At 65.6% G+C, this 14,197-nt stretch carries 13 protein-coding genes; 4 read left to right on the plus strand and 9 right to left on the minus strand.

Translation table 11 applies throughout. The features are described 5' to 3' along the window. The first annotated feature begins 75 nt into the window (after positions 1-75). Positions 76-276 carry a hypothetical protein gene (locus tag HCU76_RS01655; RefSeq protein ID WP_213955407.1) on the plus strand — a complete coding sequence of 67 codons (201 nt, stop codon included), beginning with the start codon at positions 76-78 and terminating at the stop codon, positions 274-276. Here HCU76_RS01655 and HCU76_RS01660 read toward each other — a convergent pair. From HCU76_RS01660 to HCU76_RS01695, 8 genes are all read right to left on the minus strand, one after another. Continuing rightward, a complete protein-coding gene (locus HCU76_RS01660; RefSeq protein WP_213955408.1) occupies positions 273-1,220 on the minus strand; it encodes a hypothetical protein in 948 nt (315 codons plus the stop codon). The two genes, HCU76_RS01655 and HCU76_RS01660, sit on opposite strands and share 4 nt — an antisense overlap. 85 nt (positions 1,221-1,305) lie before the next feature. Then, on the minus strand, positions 1,306-1,800 hold the full coding sequence (locus tag HCU76_RS01665) for a hypothetical protein (RefSeq protein ID WP_213955409.1): 495 nt from the start codon (positions 1,798-1,800) through the stop codon (positions 1,306-1,308). A 209-nt stretch (positions 1,801-2,009) separates the two neighbouring features. Further along, positions 2,010-2,750 (minus strand): LytTR family DNA-binding domain-containing protein, encoded by a 741-nt coding sequence (locus tag HCU76_RS01670; protein WP_213955410.1) that lies wholly within the window; start codon positions 2,748-2,750, stop codon positions 2,010-2,012. After that, positions 2,728-3,861, minus strand: a complete 1,134-nt coding sequence (locus HCU76_RS01675) for a sensor histidine kinase (RefSeq protein ID WP_213955411.1) — start codon at positions 3,859-3,861, stop codon at positions 2,728-2,730. Before HCU76_RS01675 ends, HCU76_RS01670 begins: the two co-directional genes overlap by 23 nt. Positions 3,862-3,887: 26 nt before the next feature. Then, positions 3,888-4,961 carry a sensor histidine kinase gene (locus tag HCU76_RS01680; RefSeq protein WP_218508250.1) on the minus strand — a complete coding sequence of 358 codons (1,074 nt, stop codon included), beginning with the start codon at positions 4,959-4,961 and terminating at the stop codon, positions 3,888-3,890. Between the two features lie 325 nt (positions 4,962-5,286). Further along, complete coding sequence (locus HCU76_RS01685; RefSeq protein WP_218508251.1) at positions 5,287-6,057, minus strand: ABC transporter permease; 771 nt, start codon at positions 6,055-6,057, stop codon at positions 5,287-5,289. After that, the gene (locus HCU76_RS01690) at positions 6,054-6,911 is read right to left on the minus strand and encodes an ABC transporter ATP-binding protein (protein WP_218508252.1); all 858 of its coding nucleotides are present in this window, start codon (positions 6,909-6,911) and stop codon (positions 6,054-6,056) included. Before HCU76_RS01690 ends, HCU76_RS01685 begins: the two co-directional genes overlap by 4 nt. Further along, positions 6,911-7,945, minus strand: coding sequence for an ABC transporter substrate-binding protein (locus tag HCU76_RS01695; protein WP_218508253.1), 1,035 nt, complete (start codon positions 7,943-7,945; stop codon positions 6,911-6,913). The genes HCU76_RS01690 and HCU76_RS01695 overlap by 1 nt, the downstream gene beginning before the upstream one ends. A gap of 201 nt (positions 7,946-8,146) precedes the next feature. Between HCU76_RS01695 and HCU76_RS01700 the strand changes: the two genes are divergently transcribed. Then, positions 8,147-9,211 (plus strand): alpha/beta fold hydrolase, encoded by a 1,065-nt coding sequence (locus HCU76_RS01700; RefSeq protein ID WP_213955416.1) that lies wholly within the window; start codon positions 8,147-8,149, stop codon positions 9,209-9,211. 84 nt (positions 9,212-9,295) lie between these two features. Here HCU76_RS01700 and HCU76_RS01705 read toward each other — a convergent pair whose 3' ends face one another. Then, positions 9,296-11,596: an NADP-dependent malic enzyme gene (locus HCU76_RS01705; RefSeq protein WP_218508254.1), complete on the minus strand. Its 2,301-nt coding sequence runs from the start codon at positions 11,594-11,596 to the stop codon at positions 9,296-9,298. Positions 11,597-11,771: 175 nt separating this feature from the next. On the opposite strand from HCU76_RS01705, the gene HCU76_RS01710 reads away from it, so the two are divergent. Together HCU76_RS01710 and HCU76_RS01715 are read left to right on the plus strand one after the other, a co-directional pair. Next, the gene (locus tag HCU76_RS01710) at positions 11,772-13,142 is read left to right on the plus strand and encodes an NAD(P)/FAD-dependent oxidoreductase (RefSeq protein ID WP_218508255.1); all 1,371 of its coding nucleotides are present in this window, start codon (positions 11,772-11,774) and stop codon (positions 13,140-13,142) included. A gap of 147 nt (positions 13,143-13,289) precedes the next feature. Beyond that, entirely contained in the window at positions 13,290-14,195 is a 906-nt protein-coding gene (locus HCU76_RS01715; RefSeq protein WP_218508256.1) for a LysR family transcriptional regulator, read from the plus strand. The last annotated feature ends 2 nt before the right edge of the window (positions 14,196-14,197 follow it).

The following is a 14,197-nucleotide window of genomic DNA, read 5'->3' on the forward strand; positions in this document are numbered from 1 at the left end:
CATTCATCGGATCGGGCTGGCCGCTCGTGCTGGACCTGGGTACCTTTGATCCCAGGCCACCCTCGGAGAGTCGACATGACACGCAACGGGCTCCTCGCCATCCTGCGAATCGCGATCCTCAGTTTCGCGCCCTTCGGCACGCACGCGCAAGACACCTTGGCAGCGGTCCCGGACGCGGAACTCGCCGGTGCCGCGCGCCATTCGTTCGTGCAGCGCCGCCTCGTGGAGACGGCGTCGGACCGCTTCCTGGGCAACGCCGGCATCGCGTCACTCTAGAAAGAGTGCGTCAGGTGGGCGTCGATCGAATACTTGAAGTCGAAGACGAATTGTCCCCAGACAAGCCTTTGCACCGTCACGGACAGCGTGTCCTTTTCCCCGACGCGGTAGTCAAAACCGGCGCCGACACTGGCGTAGTTGTGCATGGCGCGCTGATCGTGGTGATACCAGAGCTCGGTGGTCTGGTCATAGTCCCCGGTGTAGCCATGGCCCTTCTTGCCGAGAGCAAACGCCTTGACCGTCCATGCATCGTTGAGAAAGTAGCCCAGTTCAAGGTCCAGCCGGTTGTGGTCGATGCTTTGGCCCAGCGTCTTCTCGGCGAAGACGTGACCCACGTTCACGCGGTAATAGATATTGCTCAATTCGAATTGATGCGCGACCTCCACCGCGACTTCCAGTTTCCGCAAATCCTGGCCGGGCGCGGCTTGCGCGAAGAAGGTGTAGTTGTGGCTGGGTATGTACGCCGTGACCGACGGTTTGATCAGATAGTCGCCGACATTGGTGTGATAGGCCACGCCGACGTTCCAGTCCTGCCACGTGCCGTGGTAATGGCCGTCGTCGAGGAATTTCGATTCGGGGTGCGGCTGCACGGGCACCGTTGCGCCTCGGCATTGCGGCGGCGCCTGGGAGACGCAGTGCGGCGAGTCGCCGCCGTAGCGGCTTTCGATGAACGGAATGCCCAAGTACGCTGACCAGCTGTCCGCAAAGAAGTATTCCGCGTTGAGCGAGAGGCTTTGCACTCGCACAGCACCAATCGGCGCTTTTCCGCCTGGTACCGGCGCGAAAAAACCGTCGATGTAGGTGTTCTGATAGCCGATGGACATCCAGCCGTGTCCCTTGGCGGTGCTGTCTTGCTCGGTCAGATCGAGCGCGGGCACCACGAAGGCATTGCCGATCTGCGCGGCACACGGCATTGCGCAGATCGCGCCCATGGTGGTCAGCAAGGTTGGCAGCAAGCCCCCACGGACGGGCAGCCCCATGCGCCGAGAGGGGCGCCCTCGTTCGTGTTTCGAGCACACGGTGGGTTCGCTAGGCACTCATCGCCTGCTCGATGGCCTTGAGCAGGTCGTTGAAGTTCCCGGTCACGAGCCGCGGAAAGCGCGCTCGCATTTCGCGCTCGTGCGAAGCCTCGTCGAGCACCGGGATCAGCTTTGGCTCGGGAGCGGCCTTCGCGATCTGGCCGGTTGCTGCCAGCATGTCGTCTACGTAGGCGACGATCACGTCGTAGTGATTCTGCGCCAGCGCATGCCCCAGTTCGCCCGATCCTCGCGCCATGCTGACCTTGTGGCCCACCTTCTCCAGGTTGTCATGGAGCCTGGCATCGGTGGCCGCAGGGCGCCTGGCGTTGCCCGCCGGACCGTCCGAGTACAGAAGTATGGCCGCTGGATTGTGGGTCACGAAGGCGTGGTAGCGCATCGTACCGAGCGCGCGAAGCATCACTTCGCCGCAGGCTTGGGCCCGCGATGCGGCGGCGCAGAGGGTGACGACCAAGACTGCCGATGTCTTCCTTCTAAGGGCATTCATCGCTGTTCTCCTGGAACATACGGGCCGTGGACTACGTTGACCGGGGGGTAGGGCACTGTACACCTCGCCTCGACGATCGTCGATGGTCAAGCGCCCCGGCTACGCGGTGCCAGCATAGGCATTGCCGCCCGTAGCGGCGGGCTCTTCCGACGAACGCCCCGAAATCCCGGACGAACCGCGACAGGCGCGGACGAATCCAGTTCATGGCGCTACATGTGCTTGAACAGATGCGCGTTTGCCGCGCTGACCCGCAGCGTCTCCGGACGCTCCTTCAGGCGGAGATCGAGATGGCCTGCCAGCGCGCGCCGCACGCTCTTGATCGCATTGATGTTGACGATCACGCCGCGGTGGATCTGCCAGAACATCTCCGGATCCAGCCGCTCGACCAACTCCTTCAGCGGCGTCGTGATCAGCGATTCGCTCTCGGCCGTGACGACGGCGATGTACTTGTTGTCGGCCCGGAAGTAGCAGACGTCCTCCACGGTGATCAGGTGGATGTCCGCGCCGCGCAGGACGGTGATCCAGCGCAAGCGATCGCTGGTGGCTCGACGCTGGAGTTGCTCGAGCAGGCCGCTCATGTCGGCCGGCGGCGCGGCCAGGCGCTCCTTCACGCGGTGCAGCGCCCGCGCCAGGCGTGCCGGGTCGAGGGGCTTGAGCAGGTAGTCGACGGCGCCCTCCTCGAAGGCCTGCACCGCGTACTGGTCGAACGCCGTGATGAAGACCACATGGGCGCGCGTGCCCATCGCACGCGCAACCTCGATCCCGGTGAGGCCCGGCATCTTGACGTCCAGGAACAGCACCTGCGGCCGATGCCGCTCGATCTGGCGCAGCGCCTCGTGGCCATCGTGCACCATGGCGCAGATGACCAGCCCGGGCCACAGGCGCCCCAGTTCCTCGCGGATTTCCGCGGCCAGTACCGGTTCGTCTTCAGCGATCAATGCCGTGGTCATCGTGGTCTCCCAGCAGAAGAGGCAGATCGAGCGTCAGGCACGGCGGGGCCGCCGAGACGGCCAGGCGGGCGGTCTGCCCGAACAGCCGCCAGAGCTGCTCGTGCAGCGGCGCGAGATTGGGCTGCGCCAGCACGCCCGGGATCCCGGTCAGGTCAGCGGGGCTCGGCTGCAGCGTGACGATCAGACGCTGCCCGACGAGTTCTGCGTCCAGGCACCACTCGACCTCCGTGGCACGCGGCACCGCCAGCACTTCGCGCAGCAGCGGCAGCACCAGCATGGGAGCGATGCCGATCTTGGCGCTATCGGGCGTCATGTGCAGCCGGATTCGGTTACGCGCGCGCCCCGCACTCCCCGACACCCGCAGCCAGGCCTCGACGAGCGCAAACTCCCGCTCGATGGTGGAGGTGTCGGCGCCCCCACCGGGCTGCATGGCGCGCAGCAACGTGATCAGTTCGGCCAACAAGGCATCTGCAGCCTGTGGTTCGCGATCGTGCAAGTCGCCAACCCGCCGGAGCGCATCGAACAGCAATTGCGGCTCGACGCGCGACTGAAGGGCGAGCAATCGCGCCGTCTGCACCCGCTGCTCGCTGCGCACGCGTTCGGTTTCGGCAGCCTGGGCCCGGCGCGTCGTCCGTTGCGTGACGCGCCAGTAGGCGTAGATCGACACGCCAAAGCCGAATTCGTACAACGCGACCAACATCCACCACACGAGCTGTGCCACGCCCTCATCCTGCCCCGTGATGAAATTGCTTGGACCCGGTTCAGCGGATCGTTGGAATTCGAAGACAAGGCCGTACAGCCGTGTGATGGCCGGATCGAAAACGACGAGCGCGATGACGGCCAACCCGTATGCACGCAGCGGGGATACACCATCATCGAAAGCCTCGTCGGCGATCAGCACGGCATATATGACTGGAATATTGGCGACCGCCCAAGCGCCTTCGAGGTAAGGAACAAGGGGGTCGACCAGTTCCACTGGCGGAAAGAAAATCCCCCCGAGCGGATTGATTGCATTACGCACGATGGAGATCAGCAGCGCCAGCAGCACGTGCCGCCAACCCATCCGACGCCAGGCTCGCGCCGCCCACGCGCCGAGGCACGAGCGCGGCATCGTGAGTCTCTTGTGTGAGAGCACCTTCACACCGCATGCACAGGGAAGTGAATTTGCGCCACGACACCACGCGGCTGGTTGAGTTGCAGCGACAAGCCCGCCGCCGCACCGTACATCGCCCTCAGGCGCGCACGGATGTTGGCCAGGCCGGTGCCACCGCCCGACCCCGGCACGAGACCGTGCCCCGTATCGGCCACCTGGAGCACGAGCATGTCGTTGGCTTCGGTGGCGACGATGCTGATCGATCCGCCCTCGGCGAGCGGACTCAACCCGTGTTTCAGCGCGTTCTCGATCAACGTCAGCAGCATCATCGGCGGCACGATGTGCCGGCCGAGAGCGTGTGGAACGTCGATGTGAAACTGGAGCCGCGCGCCCATGCGGACCTGGTGCACGGCGAGGAACGCCCGGATCAGCTCGGCCTCGCGCGCAAGCGTCGAGCTGTCACCGCGCATCCGCGGGAGCGCGCTTTCGAGGTAGAGCATCAAGTCGACGAGCATCGCGCGGCCCGCCCTGCCGTCCGTGCGCAACAGCCGGCGCACGTTAGCCAGCGAATTGAAGAGAAAGTGCGGCTCGATCTGCGCCTGCAGCACCTGCAAGCGCCCCGCCGCCAGTTCGCTCTCCAGCCGGACGCGATTCAATTCGGCTTCATGCAGCGCCGCCGCCGCGCGAAGGCTTGCCCAGCGATATTCACCGAGCACGCCCACCAGCAGCGCGAGCACGAACATCGTGTGCAGCATGTAGGGCCGCTCGCCATCCGAGACGGGCTCGCCGCTCAGCACAAGCGTCAGGCCGTCTTCGGCGAACCAACCCGCAGCGGCGGCCGTGAAGATCACCAGCGCCAACGCCGGCCAGCGCAGCGCCCGGCGCTCGGGCAGCCATGCCGTGCCGAGCCGCAAGACCAGAAGCAATGCCGCCACCGCCACCAGGGCACGCAGAAAGCACCAGGCAAACTCAGGCCACGCGTCCGAGAAGGACTCGAGGAAGAAGAGCCACAGGCTTTCGAACGACGCGAGCATCAGCGCGCAGGCGACGCCGGCCGTCAGCCAGATCGCGACGTTCTCGAACCACGAGCGATGGCGCTGGAACGGAACACCGGCCATGACATTGCCTTTGATCCTGTGGTTATCGGCCGATCTCGCATGCGAGCCTCGAGCCAGGAGTCTTCGCGGAGCCTGTTCGCCTCCCACGCTGGGGGCTGCGCGCCGGTTTGACATCATTGCCGCCGGCTGTCAAGGCCAACGTGGATCTGCGCAGCTTAGGACGGGCCAGGAGGCGGCTCCAGCCGAATCCGATGAAGTGCCCGATTTCCGGTGCCAGTTCCCGCCGAATCCGACATCCGGGCCCGTCGAGCCGCTCGACCTCAGCGCCATGGGCATCGCCGGGATTTGCTCCCTCTCCCCGGAGGGGAGGGGAAGAAGACCCGACTCACTCGCCCTGTGAACCGCGGTGCGCCCAGCCCGTCGTGTGCTTCTCTATCGCGCTGAAGATCTCGTACATCACCATCGCCATCGCGCCCACCACCACCAGCCCCGCAAAGGCCAGCCCCATCTGCATGGCCGAGCCGGCCGAGATCAGCAGGTAGCCGATGCCTTCGTTCGCCGCCGTCATCTCGCTCACCGTCGTGCCCACGAACGCCAGCGTGATCGCGACCTTGAGGGAGGCGTAGAAGTAGGGCATGGAGCGTGGCAGGCCGATCTTCATCAACACGTCCAAGCGCTTCGCGCCGAGCACGCGCAGCACGTCTTCCAGTTCCGGCTCCAGCGTGGCCAGCCCGGTGGCGATGTTGACCATGATCGGGAAGAAGCTGATGAGGAACGCGGTCAGGATGGCAGGGCCCGCGCCGATGCCGAACCACACCACCAGGATCGGCACGAAGGCCGCCTTCGGCAGCGCGTTGAACGCGGTCATCAACGGGTACATCGCCGCATAGGCCAGGCGCGAGCTGCCGACCACGAAGCCCAGCAGCACGCCCACCACGATCGCCAGGCCGAAGCCCGCCATCGTCACCCAGAAGGTGCGCCACGCGTGCCCCGCGATGATCAGCTTGAACTCCCAGAACTGGGTCCAGATGCGCCACGGGCTCGGGAAGATGAACTCCGACACCTCGAAGCCCGCGCAGATCACCTGCCACAGCACCAGCACTGCCACCAGCAGGATCCACGGCGACCAGCGCTCGATCTGCCTGCTGTTCTTCATGAAGAAACCGCCGCTGCGGCCTGCGCCGCGCCGATGCCGGTATTTCGGATCGCGCCGATGTGCCCGCGCAGCTCCAGCACGATGTCGGTGAACTCCTTGGTGTAGGTCAGTTCCAGCTCACGCGGGCGCGGCAGGTCGATCTCGCGCCGCACTACGAAACGCCCCGGGCTCTTGCTCATCACATACACCGTGTCGGCCAGGAACACCGACTCGCGCAGGTCATGCGTGACCAGGATCACGTTGAACCGCTGCTCGGTCCAGAGGTCGCGCAGGATGCACCATAGCTCCTCGCGCGTGAACGCGTCGAGCGCGCCGAAGGGCTCGTCGAGGAGCAGCATCTTCGGCTCGTGGATGAGCGCGCGGCAGATGCTCGCGCGTTGCTGCATGCCGCCGGAAAGCTGCCACGGGAACTTGTCTTCATAGCCGGCCAGGCCGACCTTCTGCAGCAGCGTGCGCGCACGCTCCACGTATTCCTTGCGCCTGGCCTTGAACGACGAGCGATAGGGCTCGACGATCTCCAGCGGCAGCAGCACGTTGTCCACGGTCGTGCGCCAGGGCAACAGCGACGGCGCCTGGAAAGCCATACCCGAGATCTTGAGCGGCCCCGTCACGGGTGCGCCATCGATACGGATCCTGCCGATCGAGGGCATCCTCAGCCCCGTCGCCAGCTTCATGAAGGTCGACTTGCCGCAGCCCGACGGCCCGACGATGGCGATGAACTCGCCGCGCTTCACCTTCAGGTCGATGGCCTCGACCGCGAAGTGATTGGCGCGCAGCAATTCCTCGTTGTAGGCGAGCCAGACGTCCTGGAAGTCGACGAAGGGCGCTTCGGGCGTCGCGTCGGCGGCGCCCATCACTTGCGCAGGATGTTCAGCTCGGCGGCGGGCGGCAGCAGGGCCGCAGTCCACACGGCATCCGGGTTCACGCGGCTCTTGGTGTTGAAGGCGTCGGACACCTGCGATGCCATGAGCGACAGCCGCCCCGAGTTCACCGCGCCGAAGCCTTCGGCACGTGCATCGGGGCTGTTGATGACGGTGTCGATCGCCAGCTTGAGCCGGCGCGTCTCGAGTGCGCTGTCGATGATGCCGTCGCGCGCCTTCACCGACTCGACGGCCACGGCCGGGTTCGCGAGGACTTCCTTCGCGCCCTTGGTGAAGGCGGCGAGGAAAGCCTTGATGGCGGCCGGGTTCTCCTTGATGAGCTTGGGCGACGCGATGATCACGTTGCCATACAGCTTCACGCCGTTATCGGCGTAGGGCAGGATCACCACGTCGGCGGCCTTGGTGCCGCGCGCTTCCAGGTTCAGCAGCGAGGTGAACGTGAAGCCGGTGATGGCGTCGATGTCGCCGCGCATCAGCATGGTTTCGCGCAGCGTCGGGTCCATCGCAGTCCAGTTGACCCCGGTGATGTTGTTGGCCTTGGCAAAGATCGGGAACGCGCGGCGGCCTGCGTCGAACACCGGCGCGCCCAGCTTCTTGCCGTTGAGGTCGGAGGGCTTGGTGATGCCGCTCTTCTTGAGCGCCATGACCGACGCCGGCGTGTTGTTGTAGACCATCATCACCGCGACCGGCTTGTTCGGGCTGTCGGGGTTGTTGGCGTGGAATTCCATCAGCGCGGCCAGGTCGGCAAAGCCCATGTCGTAGGCGCCCGAAGCCACGCGCGTGACGGCGCCGCCCGAGCCGTTGCCCGCGTCGATGGTCACGTCCAGGCCGGCCTGCTTGAAGTAGCCCTTGGCGGCGGGGTGCAGAAAGAGGGCAGCGGGGCCTTCGAAGCGCCAGTCGAGCTGGAACTTGATGGGCGTGGCGGTCTGGGCAATGGCCGTGGCGGCGAGGCCCAGGCCAAGGGCCGACACGGCGAGGAAATTCTTGATCAGCTGACGCTTGTTCATTCTTGAATCCGATGGAGAGAGGGAGAGCAGTGCGAGGGATTCAAGCAAAAACGGGGCCGCACGCAAATGGTGCCAACCCGCGAGCGTGCCTTGTGTCGGTGCGGGGCGTCATCGCACCTCGGTGCACTCCCTGATGGGCAAGCGCTCGATGTCGTGCCTAAAGTGGCCTGGCCGCGACCGCGGCTTTCACGGAGACACCCCATGACAACAACACTGCGCCGGGCCTGCGCTGCCCTGTTCCTCCTTGCATCCGTCGCGCTCACCGCATCGGCCGCCGCCTTGCCGCCCGCGAGCGAGGGTGACTGGGTCGCGAAAGACTTCCGCTTCAGCACCGGCGAGGTCCTGCCGGAGGTGCGCCTGCACTACACCACGCTCGGCTCGCCCGCCAATGAGGCGGTGCTCGTGCTGCACGGCACGGCGGGCTCCGGCGGCAGCATGTTGTCGCCGGCCTTCGGGGAGGAACTGTTCGGTCCGGGCCAGCCGCTCGATGCCGCGAAGTACTTCATCATCCTTCCGGATGCGGTGGGCCACGGCAAGTCGGCCAAGCCATCGGACGGGCTGCGCACGAAGTTCCCGCGCTACAACTACGACGACATGGTGCAGGGCCAATATCGCCTGCTCGCCGAAGGGCTTGGCGTGAAGCACCTGCGCCTCGTCATCGGCAATTCGATGGGCGGCATGCAGACCTGGATGTGGGGCGAGCAGCATCCCGACTTCATGGACGCGCTGGTGCCGATGGCCTCGCAGCCTTCCGAGATGTCCGGCCGCAATTGGATGATGCGGCGCATGGTCATCGATTCGATCCGCAACGACCCCGCATGGAACAACGGCAACTACACCACGCAACCGCAGGCCGTTCGCGTGGCGAATGCGTTCTTCGGCATCGTCTCCATCGGCGGTACGCTGGCCTACCAGGACCAGGCGCCGACACGCGCAGCCGCCGACAAGTTGCTGGACGCGCGGCTGGCGGCGCCGTTCACCCCCGATGCGAACGACTTCCTCTACCAGTGGGATTCATCGCGCGACTACAACCCATCGCCGCAGCTCGAGCGCATCCGCGTACCGGTGCTCGCGATCAACTCCGCCGACGATGAACGCAACCCGCCGGAGCTGGGCATCATGGAGCGCGAACTCAAACGCGTGAAGAACGCGAAGCTCTACCTGATCCCGGCCAGCAAGGACACGCGCGGCCACGGCACCACCGGCATGGCGAAGTTCTGGAAGACGCAGATGCAGCAGTGGCTGGAGGCGCTGCCGAAGCCGTGAGGTGCGTCCGGCGGAGCGCGGGCCGGGGACAGCGGGTATTCCCCTCCGCGAATGTCCCCCGGCCTGCGGCCTCGAGGCGGCTCCCTACTTGTGGATCCCCGCGTTCGCCACCGCCAGCGCCGTCATGTTGACCACGCGCCGCACCGTGGCGCTCGGCGTGAGGATGTGCACGGAAGCTGCCGCACCCATCAGGATCGGGCCCACCGTCACACCGTTGCTGCCGGTCATCTTCAGCACGTTGAACAGGATGTTCGCGGCGTCGAGGTTCGGGCAGATCAGCAGGTTGGCTTCGCCCTTGAGCGAGCTCTCGGGCAGCGCCTTGTTGCGCACTTCGTCCGACAGCGCGGCGTCGCCGTTCATCTCGCCGTCGCACTCGACGTCGGGCGCCATGCGCGAGAACAGGTCGCGCGCCAGCCGCATCTTGCGTGCGGAGGCCCGCTCCGACGAGCCGAAATTGGAATGCGACAGGAACGCCACCTTGGGCGGCAGTCCGAAGTGGCGCACCTCCTCGGCGGCCATCACGGCGATGCTGGCGAGCATCTCGGCGCTCGGGTCCTCGTGGATGAAGGTGTCGGCGATGAACAGCGTGCCTTTGTCGAGCGTCAGCGCGTTCAGCGCGGCGAAGCCGGGGGCGCCGCGCTTCAGGCCCGTGACCTCGCGCAGGATCTTCAGATGGCTGTCGAAGCGGCCCACCAGGCCGCAGAGCATCGCGTCGGCGTCGCCCAGGTGCACCATCAGCGCCGCGATGGTGGTGTTGGAGCGGCGCACCATGGCCTTGGCGGCGTCGGGCGTGATGCCGCGGCGGCCCATGATCTTGTGGTACGCCTCCCAGTAGTTGCGGAAGCGCGGATCGTTCTCGGGGTCGACGACCTCGGCGTCCTCGCCCAGCCGCAGGTGCAGGCCGGCCTTCTTCACGCGTGCCTCGATGATGTTCGGGCGCCCGATGAGGATGGGTCGCGCCAGGCCTTCGTCCACGGCCAGTTGCGCGGCGCGCAGCACGCGGTCGTCCTCGCCTTCGGCGTATGCCACGCGCTTGGCGGTGGCAACCTTGGCCGCACTGAACACCGGGCGCATGAACATGCCGGTCTGGTAGACGAAGCGCATCAGGTGCTGCCGATAGGCCTCTATGTCCTCGATGGGTCGTGCCGCCACGCCAGATTCCGCAGCGGCCTTGGCCACGGCCGGCGCGATGCGCAGGATCAGGCGCGAGTCGAAGGGCTTCGGAATGATGTAGTCGGGGCCGAAAGCCAACTCCTGGCCTTCGTAGGCAGTGGCCACTTCCTCGCTGATGTCGGCCTTGGTCAGGTCGGCGATCTCGCGCACGCAGGCCAGCTTCATCTCTTCCGTGATCTTGCTCGCGCCGCAATCGAGCGCGCCGCGGAAGATGTAGGGGAAGCACAGCACGTTGTTGACCTGGTTCGGATAGTCCGAGCGGCCGGTGGCGATGATGCAGTCGGGCCGCACGGACTTGGCCAGCTCGGGCCGGATCTCGGGCTCCGGGTTGGCCAGCGCCAAGATGATCGGTTGCGTGCCCATGGTCTTGACCATGTCGGCCGACAGCACGCCGGGCGCCGAGCAGCCGAGGAACACGTCCGCACCGTCGACCACGTCGGCCAAAGTGCGCGCACCCGTATCTTTCTGGGCGTAGCGCTTCTTCGATTCGTCGAAGCCGCCGGCACGTCCTTCGTAGATCAGGCCCTTGGAATCGACCGCGTAGATGTTCGCGATCTTCGCGCCCAGGCCGACCATCACGTCCAGGCAGGCGATGGCCGCCGCGCCCGCGCCGGAGACGGCGATCTTCACGTCCTCGATCTTCTTGCCGACCAGTTCCAGCCCGTTGAGCAAGGCGGCGGCCGAGATGATGGCGGTGCCGTGCTGGTCGTCGTGGAACACCGGGATGTTCATGCGCTCGCGCAGCTTCTTCTCGATGTAGAAGCACTCGGGCGCCTTGATGTCCTCGAGGTTGATGCCGCCGAGCGTGGGTTCCAGCGCGGCGATGATGTCGACCAGCTTGTCGGGGTCGTTCTCGGCCAGTTCGATGTCGAACACGTCGATGCCGGCGAACTTCTTGAACAGGCAACCCTTGCCCTCCATCACCGGCTTGCTCGCCAGCGGGCCGATGTTGCCCAGGCCCAGCACGGCGGTGCCATTGGTGACCACCCCCACCAGGTTGCCGCGCGAGGTGTACTCGGCTGCCATCGCAGGGTCGGCCTCGATGTCGAGGCAGGGGTAGGCGACGCCCGGCGAATAGGCCAGCGACAGGTCGCGCTGGTTCATCAGCGGCTTGGTGGGCGTGACGGATATCTTGCCCTTGACGGGGCTGCGGTGGTATTCGCGGGCTGCTTCGCGCAGCGCTTCTTCTGCCGGTGACAGGGGGGCGGCCATTTGAAAATCTCCTTCGTTCTCTGGGCTCGGAAGGCTACTCCAAAAGTGCTCTGCGTTCGCGTAGTGGAAGCACGGTGGCATGTTTTGGCAGTCAGTCGGGGTGCGCCGGTGGATAAACTCCAGTCCGCAATCGGGGAGGGCTGGGATCACAATGCGCCGGAGGAGGCGCGCTTTCATGGCAATACAGAATCTTGATGAAGCATCGCCCGATGTCGTCGTGATCGGCGGCGGCCCGGCGGGCTCGACGGTGTCGGCCCTGCTGGCGGAGAAGGGGTACGACGTGGTTCTCCTCGAGAAAGCGCAGCACCCGCGCTTTCACATCGGCGAGTCGCTGTTGCCGATGAACATGCCCCTGTTCGATCGCCTGGGCGTGCGCAAGGAAGTCGAGAACATCGGCATCACGAAGCACGGCGGCGAATTCGTCTCGCCCTGGCACGACCACACCAGCCTGTTCCTGTTCGGCGAGGCGATGGACAAGTCCTTCCCCTATGCGGTGCACGTGCGCCGCTCCGAGTTCGACGAGCTGTTGTTTCGCAATGCCGGCAAGCGCGGCGCGCGCACCTTCGAAGGACACAAGGTCACGCATGTCGACATGAATGCTGGCAAGGGCACGCCCGACAACCGTGCGCTGATCAAGGTGAAGGCCGACGACGGCGCCGAAACCGAATGGCGCCCGCGCTTCGTCATCGATGCCAGCGGCCGCGACACGGTGCTGTCGAACCAACTCGACGCCAAGAAGCGCAACCCCAAGCATGCGAGCGCGGCGATCTTCGGCCACTTCGCCAATGCCAGGCGCACGCCCGGCAAGTACGAGGGCAACGTCACGCTGTTCTGGTTCGACCATGGCTGGTTCTGGTTCATCCCGCTGCGCGACGGCACCACCAGCGTCGGTGCGGTGGCTTCGCCCGCCTACTTCAAGCGGCGCACCGGTACGCTGACCGACTTCCTCATGGAGACGATTGCGCTGGCGCCCAAGCTGGCCGAGCGTCTCAAGGATGCGACGCTGCTGGAAGGCGCGACCACCACCGGTAACTACGCCTACGACTCCAAGTTCTGCCGCGGCGACCGCTTCGCGATGATCGGCGACGCCTATGCCTTCGTCGACCCGATGTTCTCGTCGGGCGTGTACCTTGCGATGAACAGCGCCTTTGCGAGCGCGACCGCGGTGGACCACTGGCTCAAGGGCGAGGCAAAGGAAGCGGAGCAGGCCTTCCGCCAATTCGAGCGGACCATGCGGCACGGGCCGAAGATGTTCTCGTGGTTCATCTACCGCATCACCTCGCCGGCGATCCGCAACATCTTCATGAACCCGCGCAACATGTGGCGCATGCAGGAGGCGCTGATCTCGATCCTGGCCGGCGACCTGTTCCGCAAGACACCGATCTGGCCGCGGCTGATGGGCTTCAAGCTCATCTACTACATCTCGTGCATCACGATCATGAAGCAGTCCTTTGCGACGTGGGCCTGGCGGAGGAAGAATTTGAAGGCGTCGCTGGCTGTGTCGGGGCTGGAGGCGCCTAGGGACGCGGTGTACGAGAAGGGGTGACGGGTTGCCGCCTGCCTCCGTGAATCTCGAGCGCAGGCCGTCGCTTCGATGGTCGTACCGAATCCTGCACGACCTGAGCGGCGCGTGCGCGCGGCAGTTTTTCCCGCAGCGCACGTCCGAGCTCGCAGCGCCGACGAAGAGCCACCCATGAACGACCGCATCCGAGAGCTCGACGTGTTCCTCCGCGTGACCGAGGAGACCAGCTTTTCCGCGGCCGCGCGCAGCCTGGACTGCGACCCGTCGACCGTGAGCAAGCTGATCCAGCGGCTGGAAGACCGCCTGCGCGTGCGGCTGTTTCATCGCACGTCGCGTGTGCTCAAGCTCACGCGCGAAGGCGAGCAATTCCTGGAGGGCGCGCACCGCGTGCTCGACGCGCTCGAGGAGGCGGAGAACGGGCTACAGAACACCAAGGCGCAAGCCAGCGGGGTGCTGCGCTTCAATTCAACCCTGCTGCTCGCACAGCATCAACTCTCGCCCGTGATTCCGGAGTTCCTCGAACGCCACCCAGGCATGCGCGTGGAGTTCATCCTCACGGCCAGCCCCATCGATCTGTTCGAGAACCATATCGACGTGGCCATCCGCAGCGGCGAGATTCCCGATTCCTCGCTCGTCGCCCGGCGCATTTCCACGACGCGCTGGACCTTGTGCGCGTCACCCAGCTACCTTGCCAAGGCGGGCATTCCCACATCCCTCGAAGACCTGCAGCATCACAACTGCATGAACTTCCTGCCGGGCTCGGTGCGCAGCACGTGGACACTGCATGACGGAAGCGAACCGGTGTCGCTGAGCGTGACGGGCAACATCGGCAGCAACTCGGCCGAACTGCTCCGCGCCTATGCCGTCGCGGGCGTAGGCATCGTCAGCCTGTCGCACGTGCACGTGGGTGCCGACCTGGCGGCGGGCCGTCTGGTTCCGGTGCTGGAGAAGTTCCAGATGGCCTCGGACGAACCCATCTACGTGGTCTACCCGAGCAAGCGGAACCTGAGCCCGAGGGTGCGGGCGTTCCTCGATTTCCTGAACGAAAAGTTCGAGGCTGGCTGGGCCAGTTTGTGATC

This window comes from Variovorax sp. dw_308 (genome assembly GCF_019207085.1).
Lineage (GTDB): Bacteria > Pseudomonadota > Gammaproteobacteria > Burkholderiales > Burkholderiaceae_C > Variovorax.

Excerpts from the sequence above, each read along its gene's own strand:
- HCU76_RS01655 (WP_213955407.1), top strand. The coding sequence starts at position 76 with ATGACACGCAACGGGCTCCTCGCCATCCTGCGAATCGCGATCCTCAGT.
- HCU76_RS01665 (WP_213955409.1), bottom strand. The coding sequence starts at position 1,800 with ATGAATGCCCTTAGAAGGAAGACATCGGCAGTCTTGGTCGTCACCCTC.
- HCU76_RS01670 (WP_213955410.1), bottom strand. The coding sequence starts at position 2,750 with ATGACCACGGCATTGATCGCTGAAGACGAACCGGTACTGGCCGCGGAA.
- HCU76_RS01675 (WP_213955411.1), bottom strand. The coding sequence starts at position 3,861 with ATGCCGCGCTCGTGCCTCGGCGCGTGGGCGGCGCGAGCCTGGCGTCGG.
- HCU76_RS01680 (WP_218508250.1), bottom strand. The coding sequence starts at position 4,961 with ATGGCCGGTGTTCCGTTCCAGCGCCATCGCTCGTGGTTCGAGAACGTC.
- HCU76_RS01685 (WP_218508251.1), bottom strand. The coding sequence starts at position 6,057 with ATGAAGAACAGCAGGCAGATCGAGCGCTGGTCGCCGTGGATCCTGCTG.
- HCU76_RS01690 (WP_218508252.1), bottom strand. The coding sequence starts at position 6,911 with ATGGGCGCCGCCGACGCGACGCCCGAAGCGCCCTTCGTCGACTTCCAG.
- HCU76_RS01695 (WP_218508253.1), bottom strand. The coding sequence starts at position 7,945 with ATGAACAAGCGTCAGCTGATCAAGAATTTCCTCGCCGTGTCGGCCCTT.
- HCU76_RS01700 (WP_213955416.1), top strand. The coding sequence starts at position 8,147 with ATGACAACAACACTGCGCCGGGCCTGCGCTGCCCTGTTCCTCCTTGCA.
- HCU76_RS01705 (WP_218508254.1), bottom strand. The coding sequence starts at position 11,596 with ATGGCCGCCCCCCTGTCACCGGCAGAAGAAGCGCTGCGCGAAGCAGCC.
- HCU76_RS01710 (WP_218508255.1), top strand. The coding sequence starts at position 11,772 with ATGGCAATACAGAATCTTGATGAAGCATCGCCCGATGTCGTCGTGATC.
- HCU76_RS01715 (WP_218508256.1), top strand. The coding sequence starts at position 13,290 with ATGAACGACCGCATCCGAGAGCTCGACGTGTTCCTCCGCGTGACCGAG.